The organism is Myxococcus sp. AM009 (assembly GCF_013372605.1).
In the GTDB taxonomy this organism is placed as follows: Bacteria; Myxococcota; Myxococcia; order Myxococcales; family Myxococcaceae; genus Myxococcus; species Myxococcus vastator.
In genome coordinates this window covers 1-23,464 of the sequence record NZ_JABXEP010000068.1, presented here as the reverse complement: position 1 = coordinate 23,464, position 23,464 = coordinate 1, and the positions used below count along the sequence as shown (strand labels likewise).

Genomic DNA, 23,464 nt, shown 5'->3' with positions numbered 1-23,464 from the left:
GGCGGTCGCTCAGGGCACGAAGTCCACCGGGGGGATTGGGGTGGCGTTGTAGACGACCACGTGCCCCTTCTCCTCGAAGTAGTTGACGTTTTCGCTGAGGGGGACGGGCGTGGGGCCGCTCGCGACGGTGATGAGCGCGCCGATGGGCGCGAAGGGCTCCAGGCAGCGCCAGGGTTGAGGGGCGAGCGTGGGGTGCTGCGGACAGGGCCCTGGCATGGCGTACATGTGTTCGCAGAGCGCGGGCGGCTGGTTCCAGCCGCAGCCGCACGCGAGGTTCACCAGGGGGACGGGGGTCCACGACGGTGCATGCCCCAGGGCGCACGTGCTCCGGAGCCAGAGGGGGTAGGGGCCCGCGTGATTGATGCACGGAGCGAGCGCTCCGCAGATGCCGCACACGGAGACGTGCTGGGCCGCGGTCGGCGCTCCACCACAGGTGCCGCACCCGGGGGCCGCCGGAGCGCCCCAGTGGAGCTGGTTGCAGGCGGTGTTCGCGCAGACGACCACCGGCCTGGGAACGGCTGGCGCCAAGGGGTGGGTCAAACAGGGGCTCGCGCCCGAGCAGGCCTGGCACACCCAGTGGAGCTGGAGCTTCGGGTGCGCGCACTTGTGATAGGTCGTCACCGGATTCGCGCACCGTGAGCAGGCGCCCGTCGCCGACCGGGTCGCGCCGCAGGTCCCGCACCACCGTGTCTCGGTGGCCCGCTGACAGTATCCCGCGACACCGGATTGATTGTCGGGATGGTCATCGCAGTAGAGCTGTCCATCGTGGATGCGCGCCGTCGAGTCACACCTCGCGCCGTCGACGTTGAGGACGGGGCCATTGGGAGCGGGGGCGCACACCGCGCCGCCGCCAATGGAGCTGCCCCACGAGGGGATGAGGTGGACCTGGACCTTCGGCTCGTCTTTCACCGCGCGGTTCGTGTAGAAGTCGTGGAGCCTGCTTATGTTGTGGTCGAGGCACACCTCGATGCCGAAGGTGATGCCGTCGATGGTCACCACGGAGCCCCCTCCGAGCCCGGAGGCGGTGACCTCCGTGTTCACGTTGGGTCTGGCCCCCAGCGTGTCCCGGGAGCCGCTCGTAGGCAGGGCAAGGCGGTTGGGGTCGTTGTGAACCTGGATGAGTCGGCCGCTCCCGTCCACGGTGTTGAAGTTGGCGTTGGCGAAGTTCGGCCCGAGGAAGTCGATCCAGGAGATGTTCTCCTTGTCGACCAGGGCGCTCTTCAGCCCGCGTTCACCGACGTGGGGCGCCGGCCAGCCCTTCTGCATGAGGGCCACGTTGAACACCTCCGTGGCCTGCGGCTCGAGGAGCTCCGCCTTGCCCGCGACGAACAGCTTGTTGCCCGCGAGCGTGAGCTCGTATCGCCCCGGCGCGAGCTGTGTGCAGGTCTCGATGTCGTCATCGGTGCCCGCCGCGTCCGTGATGCTCCAGCGCGCCGTGGGGGCGACGTTGTTCTGAATCCAATCGCAGACCCTGGAGGCGACGACCAGCTTCGTCTTGGGAGGTGTCGGGTCGCTCGACTCAATCCACACCCGGGGCTGGGCGAGCACCGCCGGCGCCGGAATCAGGGCGGGCTTGCCTTGGAGCGTGAGCTTGTATTGGTTGAGCCCGTCATCCACGACGGCCTGGATGGCCGCCGTGACGAGGCCCTGCTCGACCTCCCACGCCGGGTCTGGCTTCGTCGCCGCGCCGGTGACGGTGAGCACGGTGTCGGCGCCCGTCTCGTCGACTTCGGAGATTGTCACCGCGTGCTTCACGGGGTCCTTGTGGGCGAGCCGCGGGCCGCCCGGCTCGCCGTGCGGCAGGTATCCGATGGCGGTGCCGAAGACGAAGAGCCAGTCGGCGTAGTCGACCTTGTCCGTCTCCTCTCGCATCGTGTGGACGATGGATGAGAGCTTGTCGACGGGGTAGCCGCCCTTCTGTCCGCGGAAATAGAACTCGGGCGCCATGAAGACCTTGAGGACGTCCTCCGAGGGGTCGACGTTCGGCGCGGCGAGCTGGATGGCCTCCTTCATGGCGTCGCAGCGCGTGGTGATGTCGGTGTCGTCGTCGACATCCCCGAGGTACGCGCCCGCCTGGGTGCCCGGCTTGACGTTGAACGCGACGAACTGCACCTGCTGGTAGTTGAACGCGCGCACCAGCGTGGGCATCACCGCGACGGCCAGCCCCAGCTCCTCGTCCTCTCCGCTGTGCGCTTGGAGCTGCACGCGGTAGGGCATCCTGGCGCGGTCGACTTCGGACCGGTCCCACCGCTTGCGCGGGTCGTTCAGCAGGTCGTACTGCCGCTGTGTCCGGAGCGTGTCCTCGGAGAGCGGCGCGAAGAAGACGCGCTGGTCGTCCTTGTCCCAGATGCTGAGCTGCCCGCGGACGAGCTTGTCGTTGTCGCCATCGAGCGTCCACTTGACGATGAGGGAGGCGTCGTCGAGCGGCGCGGTGGGTTCGTGCTTCCAGCGCGGGCTCCACGGCTCGATGAGGAGCCGCGCCTTGTCGTCCGCGTCGTCCTGGTAGTAGCGGACGAGCACGTTGTACGGGGCCGGGCCCGGGCCGACGTAGACGTCGGACACGCCCGCCTTCCGCAGGACGCCCTTCGTCGCTTCGCTCTTCCCCTGCCAGTCAGGGGCCTGCTGGGCGTCGGCGGGCGGGCGCTTGTCCACGACCACCTGGAAGCTCCGCCGCTGGAAGAGGTGCGTGGTGCCCGGCTCGTCCAGGGTATCGCAGGGCACCTCCACCCACTCCTTCGGCTGGGTCAGCACCACGGGCTCGGAGCGGCGGACGTCGTAGTACCGCGTCGCGTGGACCTCGAAGTCGACCTTGCTCGCGCGGGCCGACACGCCCTCGAGCTGATACTCGACCTCACAGGTGTCCGTGCCGGGCTTGAACCAGCGGGTGAGCTGGGTGATGGAGACGGCGGGGACGGGGCGCCTGCGCTTGACCTTGATGGTGTGCGCCTTCTCCAGCTCCAGCGCGGGCGCGGGCTGCCACGGCACGGGCTTGTAGATGACCTTCGTCGTGCCGAGGTCCGGGTCAAGCTCGGACTGGAGCGGGTCGGCGTCCACCTTGGCGCACCCCACGAGCTCGACGAGCGCGCGGTTGATCTCCGCGGGGACGCGGGTGCCCCAGTTGTAGAGGGCGACCTCATCGAGCTTTCCCGTGAGGTCATGCTCGTCGAGAAGCGCGCCGAGCGTCTTCTTTCCGAGCGGGAGCTCATGCTTGGGGGCGCGTGCATCGAAGACCTTGCTCATGACCGCCTCACCTCACGCCGTGGTCATTTCCACGAACTCGTACACCTCGGGCTCGCCGTCGTCCGGGAGCTCGAGTGAGACCACCTCGCACCGCGTCGCGGGGCCGCTGGCCTGGGGGATGTCGTCTATCTTCATGGGCTCGCCCGCGGTCTCGAAGGACTTCGGGTCCGCGCCCTCTGGCCATTGGACGGTGAGCCGGGCCTGGTCGAGCCGCTGGGGGTCGGCGCCCGGCACGTCATGCACCACGTCGAACGTGAGCCACGAGAGCCGCTCCACGTAGAAGGTGAAGCAGTGCGCGCCGCGCGGGAGGTCGACGGTGGCCGCATCCAGGAGCTGCTTCGCGGGGTCGAAGAGCCGGTGTGGCGCGTCGTCGCCGAAGGTGAGCGTGAGGGCGTAGGCGTTGGGCTCCAGCGGCTCGCCCTGCCACCGGGCGCGTCCGTCACCGTCGGTGGGCTGCTCGAACTCCAGGTCGCCGAGCTGGACGCGCACGCCGGGCACCCCGGCGTCATCGTGCTTGAGGCGCAGCAGGACCTCGGGCCTGGCCAGGACGGGCACGGGAATCACGAGCACCGGGCACGTCTGCGCGGGGACCCGCAGGTGCTCCTCCGCGGGCTTCCCGAAGATACCCTCCGGGTCCGGCAGATCGACGGCGGTGACGTTGTACTCCCCTGGGTTGCAGGGCAGGAAGCGGGCGATTCCATCCGCGTCGGTGCGCTCCTGCCGGTCGATGCGGACGTCGGAGCGGCGGTAGCGGGGCGGCTTTTTCTTGCCGACCCGCTCCTCCGTGTACATCCGCCCAATCCCTGAGATGGCTCCGGCCGCGCCCTGGATGCCCTCGCCGTCATCCTCCCGGTACACGATGAGCAGCAGCCCCGTGTTCATGAAGGGGCAGGGCATGACCGCCTGCCCCAGGAACCGCTTCGCGGCCTGCTGCGCCACACGTTTGGCGGCCTCGAAGTTCACGGGAGCCCCTTGCCCTTGCCGGAGGAGGCCTCCAGCCGCGCATAGACAGCATCCATCCGCACGGAGGGCGGGAGGTCGGGGTCGCGCAGGAGGCGGCCCATCCAACGCGTCCTGGCCGCGTCCTCGAAGCCGGGGCCCAGCTCGTGCAGCAGGAAGACGTAGCGGGAGACCTCACCGCCTCCCGTGAGCCCGAGGCGGCCCGCGCGGGCAATGCCATCCGTGATGAGCGCGCGCATCGGTTGACGCTCAAGGACCCGCGCATCCCCGGGGAAGACCTCGGGGAGGGCGCTGAGGAGTTCCTCGATGAAGTGCTCTTGGGCTGGTGCGTCAAGGGCCTCCAGCTGCGCGTGTCGGATGACGAGCATCCTTGAATAAGAACGGCAGGGTATTCGAGTGTCAATCCTGCTCAAGACATTCTGGCGCTGCCAGCAGTTGCGCGGCCATCAGGGCAATCCACGATGACTCCGAACACGAGCGCATACGGCTTCGGGATGACATCCATGAACCACGCCGCGCCGAGCCTTTGCCACCCTGTTGCCACCGTGGTGGCAGCAGGGAATCGCTTGCCCGCAGTGGCAGGCGCAACGCGCTACGTCGCACGCGGCGGACCGAACCACCGGGTCAGCGCTTCACGCAGCCCCTGGTCCGTGCCCTCTCCGACCCACGCGACGTGTCCGTCCGGTCGAATCAGCACCGCAACGGGCGCGGTGACCGCGCCGAGCACCGGGAGCTCCCACTCCCCCGTGTAGCGAGCAGCGACCCGCCGAACCCGGTCCGCCCAGGGCGTGACGTCGAGCGTGCCGGGCTCGCCCAGGTTGAGCAGCACGGGCCGCGCGTCGTGCAACAGGTGGAACACGCGCCGCGGGCCGTCGGCGGTGACCAGGTCGAGGTCCGGCACGCGGCGCCCGAGCAGCGGGTGTCCATTGCCCAGGTCGTAGTGGACGTCCAGCCCCGACATCATCGCCGCGTACTGCTTGCGTGGCCCGTCCATCCGCAGCAGCTCCGCCAGCGTCTCGCGCACGGCGTCCATCCGCGCGTCACCGCGGCTCAGCGCGGTCTGCGCCATCGTCTTGCGCAGCGCACGGGCCGCGACGGGGTGCCGCTCGGCCTGGTACGTGTCGAGCAGGTCCTCCGGCGAGACGCCGCGCACGACCTGGGCCAGCTTCCATCCCAGGTTCACGGCGTCCTGCACGCCAAGGTTGAGCCCCTGTCCGCCCATCGGCGAGTGCACGTGGGCCGCGTCGCCGGCCAGGAGCACCCGCCGCTCGCGGTAGGACGCCGCCTGCCGCGTCATGTCGGTGAACCGCGAGAGGGACGTGGCGCCGCGCAGGCCGTAGTCCGTCCCGTAGAGCGCGACGAGCCCCTCGCGCAGCCCCTCCAGGGTCGGCGCGTCGCCCGTGCCGACCCGCTCCTCTCTCAGCACGACGCCCACGCGCCCGCCCTCCAGCGGGCCCATGGCGTAGGTGCCCTTCTCGTCCCGGCGGATGCCGAACGTGGGTGCTCCGGTCAGCTCGACCTCGGCGATGAGGTAGCTGATGGACGCGTCCCACCCCGGGAACTCGATGCCAGCCGCCTTGCGGATGAGGCTGCGACCCCCGTCGCACCCGACGAGGTACTTCCCCCGGAGCGCACGGCCGTCGGACAGCGCGACGTCGACGCCGGTGTCGTCCTGCGCGAAGCCCGTCACCTTGCACCCACGGTAGATGGGCACCGCCAGCTCGCCCACCCACTCCGCCAGGATGCGCTCGAAGCGCTCCTGCGAGAGCGCGAGCCCATGGTTGTGACGCGTCGGGAAGTCGCTGAGGTCCAGAGGCGCCTGCCCGAACGCGACGTTCTGGACCGCTTGCCCTTGCGAGACGAAGCGCTCGACGACCCCTCGCTGAGCGAGCACCTCCAGGCTGCGCGCGTGCAGGCCGCGCGAGCGCGAGCCGAGGAGTTCCTGACTGGCGCGCCGCTCGACGATGGCCACGTCCACCTGCGCCAACGCCAGCTCCGCCGCCAGCATCAGCCCGGTCGGGCCCCCTCCCGCAATCACCACCGCGTGCTGTGTCACCACGTCCGTGTGCATCACTCGGCCCTCCCGCTCTTGGAGCGAAACGGGTGATGGTGGAGCACGACCGGGGGGGCTTGCGGCAACACCCGGGGTCTGGCATCTGCTGACTCAAGCTTCGCCATCAGCGTCTCTCCGCGTATCTCCAGGTCAAGCGAGAGGCTCTGCACGGAGGCCAGAGGCTGAAACGCCACGAGAGACTCACTCCACCATCGGCAAGACCCTTTGCCCATACGAGCGAGCCGTCGTGGCGCATGCATCCAAGAGTGTGACCAGCATGATGGGGATAGACTCATGAATACGCATACGAACCCGAGGCGGTGGCCGCCTCCGCCGGAAGTGGCGCAGCAGCTCAACCAGGACCGCGAGCGTTTCCGCAGGTGTCTTGACTACATGCGAGAGCACGCGCCAGGCGAGGTCGAGGGCGTTTACGGCCCCGACAGCGTGACCTGGGTGCTCTATCGCGAGCCGGTGGTCCTCCTCGGCGGACTGCGCGCCATCCTGCTGCAGCTCGCCCATCCGGCAGTGGCCTACGGTATCTCCCAGAACAGCAACTTCCGGAATGACCTGCTCGGCCGCGCACGACGCACCTATACGGCGATGTACCAGCTCACGTTTGGTGGCCTCTCGGAAGCGACGGGTGCCGCGAAGCGGATCCACAGCGTGCACAGCCGCGTCTACGGCGCACTTCCGGACGACCCCGGCCCGCGGGGCTCCGGCACCTATCGCGCGAACGACCCATCGCTGCTGCGTTGGGTGCACGCCACCCTCATCGACACCGCCATGCTGATCTTCGACACCTTCGTGCGGCCGCTCAGCGTCGAGGAGAAGCGCCGCTACTATCAGGAGACGCTGCGCGCCGCGGCGTGCTTCGGAATCCCGCCGGAGCAGGTGCCGCCCACGCTCGAGGACTTCTACGAGTGGTACAACGGAGAGCTGGTGGGGGAGCGGCTGCGCGTGGGGGACACGGCGCTTGAGCTGGCGGGCCTGCTCTTCAATTCGCCGTTCACCCAGGGACAGTTCGATGAGGTGCTCACCGCCGGCCTCCTGCCGGAGCGCTGGCGCGAGGCGTACAGGCTGCCTTGGGGGCCGGGACAGCGGCTCACGTGGAGGCTCCTGAAGGGCTCGATGCGTCGGGGAATCCACCTCACCCCGCCAAAGCTCCGCTACGTCACGGCCTGGCATCAGGCCCAGATGCGGCTGGCCATGGCTCGGGGAGAGCGGCCGACGCTCATGGCCCGGGTGCTGAACACCATCGACTCCTACGTCGACGTGCCGTTCAGCATCCGGCCAGTCGCGGCGAAGGCCCCAGTGGACAAGGATTGAGAAAGGATTTGGGGGCTCCGTAAGTAAGCGCTCAGGGGGCAGTTGAAGCAGGAGCAGGCCATCAGCCGACGGGAGGCTTGTCGCTCGTTGACGCTGCGTGGGACATGGGACACGGCCTGTCGTGGCCGAGGTCGACCCCAAGGATGTGGGCATCGCGGAGCTCGAGCGTCAGGTCGAGGAGCTGACTCGACTGGTGTAGGCGTTGCGGGTGTGCACCACGCCCGCCTCCTCGCCCCAGCGCAACGGCATGGCCGAGTCTTTCGTGAAGACCTTCAAACGCGACTACGTCTACGTCAACGAACTGGGCTCGGCCGCACATGTCCTCGCCCAACTACCCGTCTGGTTCGACGACGACAACCGTTGCCACCCGCACCGCGGGCTGAAGATGAAGGCACCTCGCGAGCTCCGTGCTGTCAACTCTCACCCCCTGCGCAGTCCGATTTGATGGGGGCAACTCCAAGCGTTCTGCGCCCCATCAGGCACTTTGGCTGCGACGATGTCCCCACTTCCGCCGGCACCCCGCCGGCCACCCCCTTGAGGCACCTGACATGTTCCGACTGGAGTGTGAATGGCACGATGCGCAGGCCACCGACCGCTCGGGCTTCGACCTGGGGCACATGACTTTCACGAGCAATACGGGGACCTGCACCTCCAAGGGCAGGTCCCCGGACCAGTCCATGATGCTCGCCATTTCGTTCGTGGGGCTGCTCGAGGGGCTCCAGGCGCTGGTGGCAGGCGGCGCGAAGGAGCACCTCTTCGTGGGGGCTGACTCGTCGTTCAGCCTGAGCTTCAAGCAGGGAAAGAAGGGCCACATCGCCATCCAGTGCGGCACGGTGTCGTTGGGCGAGGTGGAGTCCCTCGAGCTGTGCCGTGCCGTCCTGGAGGGCGTGGAATCCTTCATGACCCGGCCCGAAAGTGCCCTCCCTCCTGACGATGCGGCGCGAGGGGACCTGGAGATGACTCTGAGGGCGTTCCGAGTAACCGTCCCAGGGATGTGAGCGGGCCTGGCCCCCACCGACGGGAGTGGGTGGGGCCCGGGTGGCGCTCATTCGCGGCTAACGCTCCTTGGGCTTGCCCCGATTTGGCGGCTCTCCATCACTTTGTGTGATCTCACTCGGAAGAGCAGTCAGACGCAGCAGGGCGCCATTGGCGCCAATCTCCCTGGGAAGCCCGGATTTCAAGCCGGACTCTCTACCGTCTTTGACGACGACAGGCTCGCTCCCTCGGAGTCCGCGCACCTGAACAGCACCTTTCGTGAATCCGCCCTGTGCCACGCGTCACACAAAGTGCGGGAGTGCCAAATCGGGGCAAGCCCAGTCTTGCTTTGCCTCGACTCGGTACGCGCGCCTACCGATGACCAGAATCCCGCGCTCCGCGATGACCGCCAACAGCGGTGTGGAGCAATCAGCTTCACGCCGCGCTCGTCCCCGAGCCGCTCATCGAGTTTGTCGCTGTCGTAGGCATTGCCTCCGATGGGCCGCTCTGGGAGTTCATCAAGGAGTCCTTCGTCGAACGCGGCCTCGATGACTTTGACCTCGTGGGGCGAAGCGCTTGCGATGCCAATAGAGAGAGGAAGACCAGTGCTGTCGATAGCTGCCACGACCTTGGTCTCCTTCCCGCGCTTCGTCTTTCCGACGCAGGGCCCCCTTTTTTCGTGCCCAAGAAGGACGCGTCCGCGAAGCCATCTTCCAGGTCGAAGCCGCCGCGCTCCTTCAGGTCGCTGGCCAGCTCTCGCAGCACCTTGCGGAAGGTGCCGTCCTTCACCCAGCTTTGAAACCACCGGTGGCACGTCTGGTAGGGCGGATACTTCCTGGCCAGCTCGCTCCATTGCGCCCCGGTGCGCAGCACCGACAGAATGCCGTTCCAGAGGGGGCGAGCGTCCGTCAGGTCCAAGCTCTGGGTTCGATCTCATCTGTTGCGGAGTGTCGAGCTCCGGCAGAAAACTGATCAGATTTCAACGGGTTGCCTCGAGCAATTTCGAGACCGGATCTAAAGGAGGTCGCCATCAGCATCTCCTGGGTGGTAATTGATGTTTGGGTGTGGTTTGATGTGCCATATTGCTTGTGTCTTGAATTTGGTTCGAAGTGAGGACTCAAAGGCAATCATGGTCATTTCCAGGCAACGGCTCTGCCGGACGAACTTCCTCCTTGCAGTCCTCCTTTGGGTGTCCGGTTGTCTGCCGACGACGGACACCCCTGTTCCCGAGGCCCCTGAGTCCGCATCTCACGCTCGCGACTCCTCCTCGCAGCTCAAGCCCCATCCTGTGAGCCTGGAGCGGAGTGGTCTGGCATCCCTATCGCGTATCCGCGACTGGGTGGGTAAGGCGAAGGACTTGAGTGACTACGTCAAAGACTACAACCGGTGCGCGAGCCAGGGCTTCAACAAGCCTGGCTGTTCGGCAAAGGATATGGTCTGGAGTGGTCTCTGCATGGTGTTGGATTGGCAGATGAGTGATATGCTTTCGTTGGATATCGGAATTCCATATGGCGAACTGTGCCTGGGGGGAGCGACGCTCAAATGCTGCAAGTACGAACCAGCCACAGATACGTCCTGTCACAGCGCCTTCAACTCAGAAGCGCCCATCAACTGCGAGGGGAATCCCTACTACACCTCTGCGGAGTCCTATGGACCGTGCCTCGAACCTGAAGAGGGCTCGGGCTGCTTCTGTGACTACCTCCCCCAGTGCTCCAGCCCTGTGGTTGAGCGGTCAGGCTCCGGCGACTGGCGCTTCAATCAGTTCGGAGTGATGCTGGCCGCCGCCATTGAGGAAGGTGCGGATGCGCTCATCCGGCAGCAGCCGGGGGACTTCGTGGACTACGTCGGCTTTGTCGGAACCTGTCCGCACCGGGAGGTCATCCTCACGGGAGCCCCCTTCTCGAAGCCGGACGAGTTTCCACCGGGCTACCCGCTGAACGACGCCTACCATGAGAGCGACAACGTTCCCGAGGCCCGCTACCTGCGCGGGCTCACTACGCTCGCCATCCAGCGCGTGCTCTCGGGCATCCCGAACGTCCAGTCCCGGTGGAACGCCATCGCGTCGCGCCACTGGACGGAGCCGGAGAAGACAGCCTATCTGGCCAACGTTTCGGATCCAGAAGCCGTGCTGGAGAGTTGCGTGGGAGAATTCGGTGTAGACATGCTCCGCCAAGCCTACCCGGGTGAGTATTTGCTGCTCGCGGCTCCCCTCCAGGGGGAGACCGAGCCCAATTGTCCCGCTGGCTGGGTGGGTGGGGCGGCCATCTGTGCTGCAGCGTCGCTCAGTGTGGCGGTGAGCACCTCGGGGGCCAGCGTGACGCTTGTGCCCTCGGTGTATGACCCGAGCGCGAACTACAATGCTGACGGCACCTATGCCGTGCAGCTCGACTGGGGTGATGGTCTTGTGGAGGGCCGCGTCTATGGCGTGTCTGAGCCGTCCACTCACGCGTGGATGCATACGTTCGAGGCTGCCGGCACCTACACGGTGACGGCGCGAATCACCAACACGTCTGGGCTGGTGGGGGAGACAACCACCCAGGTGGTTGTGGCCGAGGGCTCCGGCCAGCCTGTGCGGCGCTCCGTGGAGAGCGTCCAGTTTGCAATGGATGCCTCCGTTACCGCGTACAAACATGGACGCATCCGTGTGGACGTGGAGGGGCTCGACGCGGAGGGCAATGTCCACAAGCTGGGCTATCACTGGGTGACGCTGACCGGTGAGGACTGGACGAATGTCACTGTTCCGCTCACCTCGACGCTGAGTCATGGGGGGCTCACTGACCTTCAGTCATTTCGCCTCAGGACGAACCACTACGAGGGGAACGCAGTCTCGTTGCGCGTGTTGCGGCTGTGGGGTGTTACGCTGAACCTGTACGCCTCGCCGGGCATGTCGCCGCAGTCGCGCTCGTACGTGCTGACAAACCGGGACGTGAAGGTCTATGCGCCTGGAAATCCGACCCCCACAGCGCCACTGGTGGAGCCGGGGTCGGGCAAGCTGGAGCTGCCGCTGATGAACGCGGAGATTGTTATTGACCTGCCCACCATCCCGGAGCCGGCTCCTTCGTGGAGCTATGGTTGCCGGCCGGTGTACGGCTCGGATGCGCCGCTGATGCGGACAGCGAACGGAGGCTGCGAGGACATCGCCAGCGGGTTGGTCTTCGCCGTCATCCCATTTCACAGCAACTGGCACGATGCCGTCTGGGACTCGAGCGTTCCGGGCAGCGCCGTTCCGGATGCGCACGACTACGGCCGGGTCAATGACTACTCGGGGGGTTATCCTATCTCGGCGGGGCCGGACGCGTCGGCCGCAGCCTATTGCCATGAGTTGACGCAGGGCGGCTTCAGCGATTGGCGTCTGCCCTCGGATAAGGAACTGGCTAGGGTGACGAGTGCCTCCATGGCCGGGACCTACTTTCCCCACGCTGTCTCAGAGTATGCCTGGACCTCAACGAACTGGAGCGCCTCTTACGCTGTACTGATCCATCTCTTGGGAGGGGGGCACTATGGCATCAAGGCGACCGAGTCCCACCGAGTGGTCTGCGTGAGGAGCGGGCCTCCACCTGCGGAGCATGCGTGTCGAGTGCCTGCCGATGGCGAGCAGCTCTTCGTGACGGGATGCGGAGGCTGCATGGATACGCGCGCTGGGGGGCTCGTGTGGAGCCGGCCTTCGGTACCGGTGAAGACGTGGCACGACGCAGTGTGGGGCGCCGAGTTGGCAGGCAATGCGCAGCCGGACGCGGACGATGGAGCACGCACGAATGACTACGCCGGTGGAATTGTCCCGGGCGTCTCGGACGCCTCGCTAGATAACCACTGTCACTCGCTGGTGGAGGGGGGATTCAGTGACTGGCGCCTGCCTACCGTGACGGAAATCCACCGCGTGAGCGGCAGTGCCCTGGCGAAGAAGTACTTCGATTTCGAGACAGCGGAGTACTTCTGGAGCGCGTCTGCCTACAGCACATCTGGCACCCTCGTTCAGAGCATCTACCTGGGCGATGGTGGCCATTCGTATGACGAGACGACGAAGTACCAGCGCGTGGTTTGTGTGCGGCCCCCGGCTTCGATGATAGCCGCAGACTTGGCTCCCATTGCCTTCATCGGGCCTGCCGCAGCGGCGACACGGCAGACGGTTTCCTTGTCCTGGACCGTCACGAACCAGGGCTCGGTGGATGCCACGCCATCATGGCGCGACGCCATATATCTGTCGCGCGACATCTACCCCAGCAGCAACGACGCGCTGGTGCTGGATGCGTCACGGAGTACGCTGCTCGCGCCGGGGGGCAGCTATACCGTCACGAAGTCGGTAGATCTGCCAGGAGTGCCTGCTGGCGATTACTTCTTGCTCCTGCGCGTCGACAGCACCTCCGTCGTGGTGGAGAGGGACGACGGGAACAATGGGTGGGCCGCGCTGCCCATCACCGTGACGAATCCTGACCTGGCCATCACCGCGTTCAGCGGACCGTCGGAGGCTGCGGTCCAGCAGCGGGCGCCCATCAGTTGGACGGTCACGAATGCGGGCACGGCCAACGCGTATCGGTCCTGGTCCGACTTCGTCTACCTCTCCACTGACCAGACGTTCGGTGGTGGAGACGTCAACGTGACGAGCTGGCAGCACTCGGGTGGGCTGGCACCGGGAGCGAGCTACACCGTCGCCAATACCGCGACACTGCCAAACGTTCCTGCAGGGAACTACTTTCTGCTCCTCCGGGTCGACCATTACGGTGCCCTCTACGAATCGGAAGAGACGAACAACACTTGGACCGCGCTGCCCATCACCGTGACGAACCCAGATCTGGCGGCCACCGCGTTCAGTGGACCCTCGGTGGCCGAGGCTCAGGAGTCCGTGTCCTTTACGTGGACGGTCACCAATGCGGGCACGGAGGTCGCGTACCCGAACTGGTACGACTACGTCTACCTCTCTACGGACGAGAGATATGACAGCGGGGATACGTCGGTGATGAGCGAGGTTCGCACGAGCGCGCTGGCGCCTGGGGCGAGTTATACCATCACGGAGTCCGCGGTCCTGCCGAGCGTGCCTGCTGGGAACTACTTCCTCCTCCTTCGAGTAGACCGCAACGGTGTGCTTCACGAGCCGAATGAGGAGAACAACACATGGACGGCGCTGCCCATCAGTCTTCGCGCTGCGGACCTCGTTCCAGGGGAATTGTCGGCTCCGCCCTCGGCACGGGCGGGCTCCTCCATCAGTCTGGCCTGGAGCGTGAGCAATGGCTCAGTGGATGTTGTTGCGCATCCGAGCTGGTCGGATTACGTCTACCTCTCCAAGGATGAGACCTGCTGCACGGGGGATACGTCGCTCGCGAACGAGTCACGCAGGACGGCTCTGGAGCCGGGGGCGAGCTATTCCCTCACCAGGACCGTCACGCTACCGGCGACGCTGACGCCCGGTGTCTACAACCTCATCCTGTCGGTGGATAGAAACGGCTCGCTCCCCGAGACGAATGAGGAGAACAACTTGGTCGTCGTTCCCTTCACCGTCGACCCATAGCAAGCAAACTCCCTGGTAGGGATGGCGCCAACATTCATGGGGTCATCCCTACCGGTGAGCATTCATCGCGCTGCGGGCTCATTCAGAGACGGTGCCCCTCGGAGTGGGAGCGGGCTCAACGTAGCGGGCGTGCGGACGCAGCAGGTGTCCCTGCTCGCGCTGCTCCAGCACGTGTTCCACCCAGCCCGCCGCGCTCCCCATCGCGAACAGCGTGGCCCCCGCGCCCGGTGGCAGTCCCAGCGCCTGCGCCAGCATGGCCAGCCCGAAGTCCACTGCCGGCGGCGGGTGCCCCGCGTCCTTCATCACCTCCAGGAGAGTCTTCGCCACCCGCACGCCCACCGCCTCCGGACGCACCGACAGCGCCGCCTCCGCCAGCGGAGGAGTAGCGCCGGACGTGCCCACCCTGGCACGAGGTCGAGGTGCTGTGCCGCCTCTCCGTGCCAGTGCGGGGGGGCTGTCCAGACAGCTTCCCGGGTGGCGGTGACGTGCAGGTGTGCGAGGACCTCGCTGTCCGGCCATCCATGGGGGCCGGGCAACCGGACTACGGCAGACTCGTTCACGCGCAGCTCCTCGCGAGCGGCAGTGCAGCCCCGCCTCAGCGGATCAGCAGGCCCGTCGTGGGGCAGTCGCGGCGGACTGCTGCGCGGGCGCCTCTAGGTGACTCAGCACAGGAGCGGGCGAACGCGGGCGTATCCGCGGGCCGCCCTTCCCTGGCTAGCCGGAGCCACCACGGTGCGCGGCAAGAGCAGAGAGGCGGGGCAGAGGGCCGCGTCGAGGACCTGGCCAAGAGCTTCGGAGAGTCGTCTCGGAGAGTCTGCGTCGCGCGACGAAATCGCGAATACCAAGTAGCGGCGAGCCCCTTTCGCTCTCTCGGCTAACAGGTGGCTCATTGGGCATTCCGAAAGAGGGAAATGACGTAACCCTGGAAGGTGCGACATCGAAAGCCAGGGATTGTCAGAGTCGGCTGCCCCTGTTGGTTACCAAAACCGTTAACCACTCTCGGCCTCTCTCTCCCCAAAACGGGTGAAAGAGCGGTCCAGAGAGCCCAGTTGGCGGCGGAGAAGAGGAGGCCTCTCGCTCAGCGGGGTAGAGAGCTGAGAGCGCCCTCTTCAGCACCGCGAGCCAGAACCCCTTGGGATTCAGCGGCTTAAGCACGAAGGCCCCGCGACATTCATCGAGAGGCCCGTGTTGAAGAATATGGCCCTGCCGACTGGCAGTGCCCTTCGTTCAACTCCTCCGGGTGCAGGCGGAACCAGCGGGCGATGAGCATCACCTCCTGCGCTTCATGCGCGCGGAAGCCCAGCGTCTCCGGCTCGGGCCGCTCGAGGATTTCACGGGCCTGGGCCTCCAGCGCCTGGTGTTGCTCAATCGTGACGGGCGCGGGCAGCTCCGCGCGCACGCTGCCCCGGCGCACCACGTAGACGCGGTCCTCACCGCCGTGGCCAAGCACCGTGTAGACGAAGGAGAGGCGCTTGAGCATCTGGCTCAGCTCCACCACCCAGCCGCGCATCAGCTCCAGCCGCTCCGCCCTGTCCCTCAGCTCCGCGGCGTATTCGAACTGGAGCCTGCGGGCCGCCAGCGCCATGCGCTCGCGCAGCAGCCTCAGCGGCGTGTCGGACGTGCCTTCGAGGAAATCGCGGGCCTGGGCGACGCGCGCGTCGTACTCCGCATGCGTACAGCCGCCCGCACAGGGCGCCAGGCAGCGTGAGAGCTGCCCCCGCATGCACAGCGGCTCCTGCTTCAACGGGAAGAGCTGGCCCTGGTCCGCCAGGCGCATGGGCGTGTCCGCCGCGCAGTCCCGCAGCTCCAGCAAGTCATTCACCGCGCGCACCACGTCGGACACCGCGCTCCGACCGTGGAACGGCCCGTAGTAGTCGCCGCGCTCGCCGTTGGCCTGGCCCACCACGCGCAGCCGGGGGACGGGCTCGCGCGTCAGGTGGATGAAGCAGTGGCCCCGGTCCCGCTTGTGCTCCACGTTGTAGAGGGGGCGCTGGGACTTGATGAGGCGGAACTCGAGCAGCAGCGCAGCGAACTCGCTGGGCGTGTACTCCCAGACGACGCGGTGCGCGTGGGCGATGATCTCCGCCGCCTTCTCGTGCGCCTCCGCGCGGAAGTACGACAGGAGCCGCGTGCGCACCCGTACGGACTTGCCCACGTAGAGCACTTCATCCGAAGGCCCCAGCATCCGGTAGATGCCTGGGCGGTTCTCGGCGTGCTCGCGGACGTGGGCGAAGAGGGCGGCGACGCGGGTTTCCATGATGCGGGCGGCCCGCACCGTACCGCGTGCGAGCCCCCCTGTGTGGAGCACGCCAACCGCCCCGCCCAAGCCGCCTCGCTGGGCGGGCGGCCTCGGGTGGAGGCCGCTCGCCCTGTCCCGTGGTGAAGCCTGACTACGCCGGCTCGATGAAGTTCAGCCGGTAGCCATCCGGGTCGGTGACGATGAGCTCCCGGGTGAACCAGGGCTGCACCGTGGGGCCCTCCACGGCGGCGCCCTGGGCCTGGGCCCGCAGGAGCACCTCGTCCACGCTGTGAGGCGCCTCGGCGCGGAGGCCGACGAGCACGCCCGTTCCGCGCCGCCCTTCCAGCTTCAACTGCGGCGGCGGCGTGACCAGGTAGACGTCCAGGGCCTCCGCCCACCGGAGGTGGACGAAGGGGGGCTCGGCGCTCACGCGCTCGAAGCCCAGCGCCTCATAGAAGGCCACCGAGCGCGCGCTGTCCGTGACGAGCAGCTTGACGAAAGCCGCCGTCACTTCGCGAGGCCTTCCGCCTTCAAAGCCTCCTGCACGGCGGGCCGGTCCGCCACGCGGGCGTGATAGGCGCGCAGCGCGGGGAAGGGCTCCAGGTCCACCTTCGTGTGCCCGACCCAGTTGAGCGTCGTGAAGAGGTACGCGTCCGCCACGGTGAACTGGTCGCCCAGCAGGTACGGCTGCTTCGCCACCACCGCCTCCAGCACGCCCAGGCGCAGCGCGAGCCGCTCGCGCGTCAGCCGCTTGCCTTCATCCGGGAACGCCGGGTTGAAGAGGGGACTGAAGCCCTTGTGAATCTCGGTGGAGATGAAGTTGAGCATCTCCTGGAGGCGGTAGCGCTCCAGCGTGCCGTTGGCCGGGGCCAGCTTCTTGTCGGGGACCTGGTCGGCGAGGAACTGGACGATGGCGGGGCCCTCCGTCAGCAGGCTGCCGTCATCCAACTGGAGCGCCGGGACGTAGCCCTTGGGGTTGATGGTGACGAAGTCCTCGCCCGCCGCCGTCTTCTTGGCGCGGATGTCCACCTTCTCGGTGGTGAAGGAGAAGCCGCCCTCGCGGAGGATGATGTGGGGCGACAGCGAGCAGGCACCGGGAGAGTAGAAGAGTTTCATGGCGCGGATTCCTGCACGACTCCGACGCCGTTCGCCATGAATTCGGATGCAGGTCGGGCCCGCCCCCTGGGTCCGCCCTGCCCAGGTGACCCGCAGGCACTGCGGGTGATAGGGATTCGCGAAGGTCGGCACCGGTCCGGGGAGCCCGTCCGACTTCGTCCCCTCAGCGCATGCCCGGCCCCGCGGGCCTGTCCGGATACCTGCACCTATGCGTCTCAAGCCGTCTCTCCTGCTCCCTCTCGCGGTCCTGTCCCTGGGTGTGCTGCCGGCGTGCTCGGGCGATGGTGACGACAACCCTCCTGGCAATGACGCGGGCACCGATGCGGGCACCCACGCGGGAGCGGACTCCGGCACGGACGCGGGCGACGACAACCCGGGCCCCAGCACCGAGCCCGGCACCTGTCCTGCCAACGCGCTGCTCTGCGAGCTGTTCGACAGCGGCAACGACACCAGCGGATGGACGGCCAGCGCGGAGAACGCCACCATCCAGGTGGACAGCACGCGGACGCGCAACGGCCCGGGCGCGCTGCACGTCGTCACCGAGGATGGACACGACGAGCGGCAGCAGGCCGGCAAGGCCATCGCGCAGTGGCAGCAGCGCATCCCTGCATTCGAGACCCGGCTCTTCGTGCGCGCGCACGTCTACATGCGCTCGCTGCCAGGGGTGTTCGGGCAGATGGGGACCTTCTTCGTCCTGTCCAACTTCGACGCGGACTTCGGCGGCTTCGAGCTCCAGGTGATGCAGGACAGCGGCTTCGCGCTGGATGACTGGTCCTTCCGCGAAGGGCAGGGCTGGAACCGCCAGCCCGAGCCCGTCCAGTTGGGCATGGAGGCGGGGCGCTGGGTGTGCCTGGAGTGGGAGGTCCGCCGCGACAGCACGTCGAGCACGCATGGCAACACCCGCGTCTACGTGGACGGCACGCTGGCGCATGACTTCACCAACATCGGCATGCGCGCCTTCAACAACTTCTCCGTGGGCTACGGCTTCGTCCACCCGCTGGGCGCGTCCGGCTCCGAGACGTGGATTGACAACGTCGTGGTGAGCACACAGCGCGTCGGCTGCGACTGAGCCACGCCGGAGCGGGGCGCCTGTCAGGTGGCCCGGGGTTTGTTCGTGTGTTTTTAACACTAAGACTCACGCACTTCCGCGCGAGCGCGAACAGACTGGACGCGGCACATGTCGTTGAAGGGTATTGGACAGGAGACGGTGGATATCCTCGAGCGGAGCCAGTACCTGGCTCCCTCGGGGCGGCGTGTCGACTTGAGGGAGGCGGTGGAGCGCGCGGTCTCCGGCACGGAGCTGTACCGGCCGGGTGACTTCTCACGGCTGTCGTTCCCCATGGCGGCCACGCCGCTGGCGCCTCGAATCGAAGTCACCTCGGAGAAGACGGGCGCCGCCGCGCGCCGGTTGGCGGAGGCGGGCGTGTCCCATGTGGCCGCGCTCAACTTCGCGTCGGCGAAGAACCCCGGAGGTGGCTTCCTGGGCGGTGCGAAGGCGCAGGAAGAGGACCTGGCGCGCTGCTCGGCGCTGTACCCGTGCCTGCTCACGCAGCGCGATTACTACGACGTCAACCGCGCGGACCGCTCGCCCCTCTACACGGACCACCTCATCTATTCGCCGGACGTGCCGTTCTTCCGGGATGAGGGCCTGACGTTGCTGGAGCAGCCCTTCCAGGTGTCCATCCTCACGGCGCCCGCACCCAACGCGGGCGTGGCGTTGTCGCGTGACCGGGACCTGGGGGGACGCATCCGGAAGGTGCTCGAGGCGCGGGCCCTGAAGGTGCTCCGTGTCGCCGCGAGCCAGGGGCACCGCGCGCTGGTGCTCGGCGCCTGGGGATGCGGCGTGTTCCGCAACAACCCGGTGGAGGTCGCGGAGGCCTTCGCCCTGGGGCTGGCTTCACTCCCAGGCGCCTTCGACCAGGTCGTCTTCGCCGTCTACGAGCGCGGCGGGGACGGGCCCAATCTGCGTGCGTTCCAGGCGCGCTTCGGTTGACGAGACAAGCCACCCCAGCGTCCTGAGCGGGCAGCCGAGCGAGCACCCGTTGGGGGCCGCCGCGTCCATGTGCATCGTTCCCCCTCGGATGTGGCAGGAGCACCGGAAAGGAACGAGGACACATGGCGACGGGGACATGGCGCCGGCCCGACCTCCAGCGGGCGGCCCGGGCGGGGCAGGACGCGAGCCGGAGCGGCGTGGAGTGGGCGGCCCGCGTGGGCTACGCCGCGCGCGGGGCCGTCTACGCGGTGATTGGGGTGCTGGCGTTGATGCTGGCCGCGGGTGAAGGAGGCCAGGCGACGGACACCCATGGCGCCGTGGAGGAGGTGGCGCGCCAGCCCTTCGGCTCGGTGCTGCTGGTGCTGCTGGGGGTGGGGCTGGTGGCCTTCGCGCTGTGGCGCTTCGCCCAGGCCGCCTGGGATTTGGAAGACAAGGGCCGCTCCGGAAAGGGCCTCGCGGCGCGCGTGGGCATGGCGGGCAGCGGCGTGATTCACGCTAGCCTGGCGCTCACGGCCTTCAACCTCCTGCGCGGCCAGGGGGGCGGTGGTGGCGGCGGCAATCAGGGGCTCACCGCCAGGTTGATGTCCCAGCCCTTTGGCCAGGTCCTGGTCGTCCTGGTGGGGCTGGGGGTGATGGGGTTCGCCGGGTACCAGCTCCACCGGGCCTGGAAGGGGCGCATGCTGGAGAAGCTGTCCCTGTCCGGATTGGCGGCGCGCCGGCGGACCGAGGTGGAGCGCATCTGCAAGGCCGGGGTCGCGGCCCGCGGCGTGGTGTTCCTGCTGGTGGGTTCGTTCTTCATCCAGGCGGCGCTGAGCGCGGACCCGGGAGAAGCGGGCGGCCTGGGCGAGGCGCTGGGCACGTTGGCGCGTCAGCCCTTCGGCCCCTGGCTGCTGGGCCTGGTGGCGTTGGGGCTGGTGGCCTACGCCGTCTACCAGCTCTGCGCGGCGCGCTACCGGCGCATCCCCACGCCGTGAAGCGGCCCTACATGCGCCGCTGCAGGTGAGGCATGGCCGAGGTGAGCAGGGCCTCGGGGGCCACCTGTCCCTGCGTGCCGACCAGCGCGGGGTAGACGTCGATGGGCGCCGCGCTGCCCACCACGAAGTCCGCGGCTTCGCGCAGCTTCGCCAGCGCGAAGTCCGTGCAGTGGATGGTGATGACGGGCAGGAGGCCGGGCTCGCTGAGCCACCTCACGCCGTCCGACAAGTCGTGGGTGCTCACGAAGCGCTGCACCGTGTCGCGCAGCTTGTGGCTCTCCTCCAACGCCGCCGCGAGCCCGCTGCGCCGGTCCCTCCGTGGCGCGGGGACGTAGGGTTCCGAGTCGTCCTCGCGCGGCATGATGATGCTCTCAATCCACATCGGGGCGCCTCCTGACGGAACGGACATGACGGGCAACGAACCCACACCCGCTGCACGCCGAACCGGGGAGACATGATGCACGTGTCCGGCGAACGCCGATTCACTGATGGCGCCAGGTCCTTCACGAAAGGCGTCAGGGTGTAAGAAATCGGAGGAAGGGCCGGGTGTCACCGCGTGGGCGGCGCCCCACATGTGTCCATGAGTGGATGCCGCACCTGCCCTACCGTGGCAAGTCCACCACGAAGGCGGCGCCGCCTCCGGGCGCCTCCTCCACGTGGACGCGCCCGCCGTGCGCCTCGATGATTTGCCGGACGATGTGGAGCCCCAGCCCCAGGCCCCCGCGCCGCTGGGCGTTGTCGCCCTGGGTGAAGCGCTCGAAGACGCGGTCCCTGTCCGCGGCGGGGATGCCCGGTCCGCTGTCCCGCACCACCAGCCGCGTCGTGTCCGGTGCGTGCGTCAGCGACACCCTCACCGGCTTGCCCGCGCCGTAGCGGAAGGCGTTGGTGAGCAGGTTGCTCACCACCTGCTCCATGCGCAGCCGGTCGAAGCGGCACGGGGCCGGCGCGTCCACCTGCGAGTCCAGGAGCACGCCCGCCAGCCGCGCCTCCTCGGTGAAGCGGGAGACGACGTCCGACACCACGCCGGCCAGGTCCCCGTCCGAGAACTGGAAGTCCAGCTTCCCCGTCTGGATGCGGCTGACGTCCAGCAGGTTGTCCACCAGCGCGCCCAGCCTGCGCAGCTGGCGCTCCGTGTTGTCCAGCTTCCCCGCGACCTTGTCCGAGCCGAGCGTCGCGCCAGGCGCGGAGTCGCCCAGGCGCCGCAGCAGCTGCAACTGGAGGCGCAGGGACGTCAGCGGTGTGCGCAGCTCGTGGCTGGCCATGGAGAGGAAGTCATCCCGCGTGCGCACCGCCTGCTGCAGCGCGGCCTCCGTCTCCTTCAACGCGGTGATGTCCAGGATGGCCCCTCGCACCACCGCGACGTTGCCGGAGGCATCGCGAATCACCGACGCCCGGCTGGTGAGCCAATGCCAGCTCCCGTCCGGCCAGCGGGTGCGGAAGGTGGACGTGTAGGCGTCCACGTGCCGGGTGAAGAGGGAGGACACCTGGGCCTCCACCTCCGCGCGGTCGTCCGGGTGGATGGAGGCGAGGAACTTCTCGTGTGTCCACTCCGCCTGCGGCTGGGCGTAGCCGTAGAGCCGGTCATGGGCCTCGGAGCGGAACACCTGGCCGGTGACGAGGTTCGTTTCCCACACGGCCATCTGCGCGGAGTCGAGCGCCACCTGGAAGCGCTCGCCCAACTGGCGGAAGCGCTCCTCGGTGCGCGCCACTTCATTCTCCGCGTGCTGGCGCTGGGTGATGTCCGCGGCCAGCACCCACGTCTCCTCACCCACCACGCGGACCGTCACCTCCAGCCAGGTCCGCGACGGCAGCTCGGCCAGGAAGCGGCCGCCCTCGCGTGCGGTCAACGCCGTCATCAGCCGCTCGTGCAGCACCGTGCCCGAAAGCCCGGGCTGGGCAAGCCAGGGCTCCTGGCCGCGCACCTGCTCGGCCGGCATACCCAGCAGGGCAGCGGCGCGCGCGTTCAGCTCGCGGACGCGGCCGTGGGCGTCGAGCGTGAAGAAGGCCTCGCCCATCATCTCCCGCAGCACACACAACCGGGCCTCATCGGACAGGCTGACCTCGTCGGCGGCGTGAGCAGGCAACTCGGTGGTGGTGACGGCGGGGTGCGGCTCCAAGGGACGAACGGGCTCGGAGGACGGAGCAAGTCTCATGGGGGCTGGAAGGGTCTCCCGGCCATCCGGAGGCGTCAAGCCGTCCGACCCGGCGCTCGCAGGGCCTCCTGGTGTGTCAGGAGGCTCACGGCGCCGGTTCCCGCGTCCCCGTTTCCGGCCCCCCCCAGGCCGCCCCGACTCGCCCATGCGCGCTCAGCCTCCGTTCGCTGCCGCCGTGGGGTCCACCAGGGGTTCAGGCATGACCCAGAGCGCCGTGGGCTGAAGATAGGCCGCGTCAAACGCGAAGAGAATGCCTGTCCAGCGGTCCCAGAAGTGGGCCCAGTTGTACTCAGTGGGCGGCGAGGTGAGCGGGTTGCCGTCGCGGTCCGGCTGGCTGTAGGCGAAGTCCGCGTACGTCCACGTCATCGTCCCGAAGTCCGTGGACAGCAGCGGGGTGATGGCGCGCAGCAGCTCGACGCGCGACACCTCGTCCGGCCGCTGGACGGCGGGGGAGAAGACAGGCTGGGCCATGTCGTGCTGCTCGCGCCAGGCGATGTAGTTGTTGCCCATGGCGATCAGCGCGTCGCGCGCGGCCGGCGTGGGCGCCAGGCGGGCCTCTTCGTACAGCGCGAAGGCCGCCACCAGCAGGCTCTTCCAGTGCATGCCGGGGAAGAGGGTGTCGAACTCGAACGGGCGCGGCGTGTCGAAGGCGTGCGCGAGCGCGTAGTCATACGCCTGACGGGACTGGGCGGGCACCGCGTCCACCAGCGTGAACTCCGTCAGCACGCGCTCGGGCGTCACCACGCCGGCCCCCGCGCGCCAGTCCAAGTAGAGGCGCCCCGAGCCGCCGATGTCCGTGAAGATGGCGAGGTTGCTCTCGTTGAGCGTGCGCTCCAGCGTGTCCACGATGCGCTCCGCCTTGTCGAGCGGGAGCACGCCGGGTGCGCTCGCGTAGAGCGCGACGAAGCGCGACGTGGTGGTGAAGAGCGTGC

Annotated in this window: 17 protein-coding genes and 3 pseudogenes; 8 read left to right on the top strand and 12 right to left on the bottom strand. The window is 67.9% G+C overall.

The window, feature by feature from the left end; genetic code table 11:
* Window positions 1–9: 9 nt before the first annotated feature.
* The 3 genes from HV824_RS18370 to HV824_RS18360 are packed head-to-tail and all read right to left on the bottom strand — an operon-like array spanning window position 10 to window position 4,439.
* Window positions 10–3,240 carry a hypothetical protein gene (locus tag HV824_RS18370; protein WP_176423891.1) on the bottom strand — a complete coding sequence of 1,077 codons (3,231 nt, stop codon included), beginning with the start codon at window positions 3,238–3,240 and terminating at the stop codon, window positions 10–12.
* Window positions 3,241–3,252: 12 nt separating this feature from the next.
* Window positions 3,253–4,203 (bottom strand): hypothetical protein, encoded by a 951-nt coding sequence (locus HV824_RS18365; RefSeq protein ID WP_176420458.1) that lies wholly within the window; start codon window positions 4,201–4,203, stop codon window positions 3,253–3,255.
* Window positions 4,200–4,439 carry a hypothetical protein gene (locus HV824_RS18360; RefSeq protein WP_176423890.1) on the bottom strand — a complete coding sequence of 80 codons (240 nt, stop codon included), beginning with the start codon at window positions 4,437–4,439 and terminating at the stop codon, window positions 4,200–4,202. Before HV824_RS18360 ends, HV824_RS18365 begins: the two co-directional genes overlap by 4 nt.
* A gap of 3 nt (window positions 4,440–4,442) precedes the next feature.
* On the opposite strand from HV824_RS18360, the gene HV824_RS37440 reads away from it, so the two are divergent.
* Entirely contained in the window at window positions 4,443–4,574 is a 132-nt protein-coding gene (locus HV824_RS37440) for a hypothetical protein (protein WP_255208140.1), read from the top strand.
* Window positions 4,575–4,792: 218 nt separating this feature from the next.
* Here HV824_RS37440 and HV824_RS18355 read toward each other — a convergent pair whose 3' ends face one another.
* Entirely contained in the window at window positions 4,793–6,271 is a 1,479-nt protein-coding gene (locus tag HV824_RS18355; protein WP_176423901.1) for an FAD-dependent monooxygenase, read from the bottom strand.
* A 276-nt stretch (window positions 6,272–6,547) separates the two neighbouring features.
* Between HV824_RS18355 and HV824_RS18350 the strand changes: the two genes are divergently transcribed.
* The 3 genes and pseudogenes from HV824_RS18350 to HV824_RS18340 all read left to right on the top strand — a co-directional run bounded on the left by HV824_RS18350 (window position 6,548) and on the right by HV824_RS18340 (window position 8,577).
* On the top strand, window positions 6,548–7,579 hold the full coding sequence (locus HV824_RS18350) for an oxygenase MpaB family protein (protein ID WP_176423889.1): 1,032 nt from the start codon (window positions 6,548–6,550) through the stop codon (window positions 7,577–7,579).
* 211 nt (window positions 7,580–7,790) lie between these two features.
* Window positions 7,791–8,024 (top strand): annotated as a pseudogene (locus HV824_RS18345) (integrase core domain-containing protein); the annotation flags it as partial.
* A gap of 103 nt (window positions 8,025–8,127) precedes the next feature.
* On the top strand, window positions 8,128–8,577 hold the full coding sequence (locus tag HV824_RS18340; protein ID WP_176420461.1) for a hypothetical protein: 450 nt from the start codon (window positions 8,128–8,130) through the stop codon (window positions 8,575–8,577).
* A gap of 412 nt (window positions 8,578–8,989) precedes the next feature.
* On the opposite strand, the gene HV824_RS38225 is transcribed toward HV824_RS18340, so the two are convergent.
* The gene (locus tag HV824_RS38225; RefSeq protein ID WP_176423888.1) at window positions 8,990–9,472 is read right to left on the bottom strand and encodes a transposase; all 483 of its coding nucleotides are present in this window, start codon (window positions 9,470–9,472) and stop codon (window positions 8,990–8,992) included.
* A gap of 439 nt (window positions 9,473–9,911) precedes the next feature.
* Between HV824_RS38225 and HV824_RS18330 the strand changes: the two genes are divergently transcribed.
* On the top strand, window positions 9,912–14,057 hold the full coding sequence (locus tag HV824_RS18330; protein WP_176423887.1) for a CARDB domain-containing protein: 4,146 nt from the start codon (window positions 9,912–9,914) through the stop codon (window positions 14,055–14,057).
* A 78-nt stretch (window positions 14,058–14,135) separates the two neighbouring features.
* Here HV824_RS18330 and HV824_RS37970 read toward each other — a convergent pair.
* The 4 genes and pseudogenes from HV824_RS37970 to gstA all read right to left on the bottom strand — a co-directional run.
* A pseudogene (locus HV824_RS37970) lies at window positions 14,136–14,441 on the bottom strand (citrate/2-methylcitrate synthase); the annotation flags it as partial.
* 787 nt (window positions 14,442–15,228) lie between these two features.
* The gene (locus HV824_RS18320) at window positions 15,229–16,314 is read right to left on the bottom strand and encodes a GIY-YIG nuclease family protein (protein ID WP_176423885.1); all 1,086 of its coding nucleotides are present in this window, start codon (window positions 16,312–16,314) and stop codon (window positions 15,229–15,231) included.
* 133 nt (window positions 16,315–16,447) lie between these two features.
* Window positions 16,448–16,807, bottom strand: a complete 360-nt coding sequence (locus HV824_RS18315) for a VOC family protein (protein ID WP_176423884.1) — start codon at window positions 16,805–16,807, stop codon at window positions 16,448–16,450.
* Complete coding sequence (gstA, locus tag HV824_RS18310) at window positions 16,804–17,412, bottom strand: glutathione transferase GstA (protein WP_176423883.1); 609 nt, start codon at window positions 17,410–17,412, stop codon at window positions 16,804–16,806. The genes HV824_RS18315 and gstA overlap by 4 nt, the downstream gene beginning before the upstream one ends.
* Before the next feature lie 208 nt (window positions 17,413–17,620).
* Between gstA and HV824_RS18305 the strand changes: the two genes are divergently transcribed.
* The 3 genes from HV824_RS18305 (at window position 17,621) to HV824_RS18295 (ending at window position 20,379) form a co-directional block, all read left to right on the top strand.
* The gene (locus HV824_RS18305) at window positions 17,621–18,481 is read left to right on the top strand and encodes a hypothetical protein (protein WP_176423882.1); all 861 of its coding nucleotides are present in this window, start codon (window positions 17,621–17,623) and stop codon (window positions 18,479–18,481) included.
* Between the two features lie 108 nt (window positions 18,482–18,589).
* The gene (locus HV824_RS18300; RefSeq protein ID WP_176423881.1) at window positions 18,590–19,405 is read left to right on the top strand and encodes a TIGR02452 family protein; all 816 of its coding nucleotides are present in this window, start codon (window positions 18,590–18,592) and stop codon (window positions 19,403–19,405) included.
* A gap of 122 nt (window positions 19,406–19,527) precedes the next feature.
* Window positions 19,528–20,379, top strand: a complete 852-nt coding sequence (locus HV824_RS18295) for a DUF1206 domain-containing protein (RefSeq protein ID WP_176423880.1) — start codon at window positions 19,528–19,530, stop codon at window positions 20,377–20,379.
* A 7-nt stretch (window positions 20,380–20,386) separates the two neighbouring features.
* On the opposite strand, the gene HV824_RS18290 is transcribed toward HV824_RS18295, so the two are convergent.
* The 3 genes and pseudogenes from HV824_RS18290 to HV824_RS18280 all read right to left on the bottom strand — a co-directional run.
* Entirely contained in the window at window positions 20,387–20,761 is a 375-nt protein-coding gene (locus HV824_RS18290) for a hypothetical protein (protein WP_176421075.1), read from the bottom strand.
* A 220-nt stretch (window positions 20,762–20,981) separates the two neighbouring features.
* Window positions 20,982–22,679 (bottom strand): PAS domain-containing sensor histidine kinase, encoded by a 1,698-nt coding sequence (locus HV824_RS18285; RefSeq protein ID WP_176421076.1) that lies wholly within the window; start codon window positions 22,677–22,679, stop codon window positions 20,982–20,984.
* 6 nt (window positions 22,680–22,685) lie between these two features.
* Window positions 22,686–23,464: pseudogene (locus tag HV824_RS18280) on the bottom strand (hypothetical protein); the annotation flags it as partial.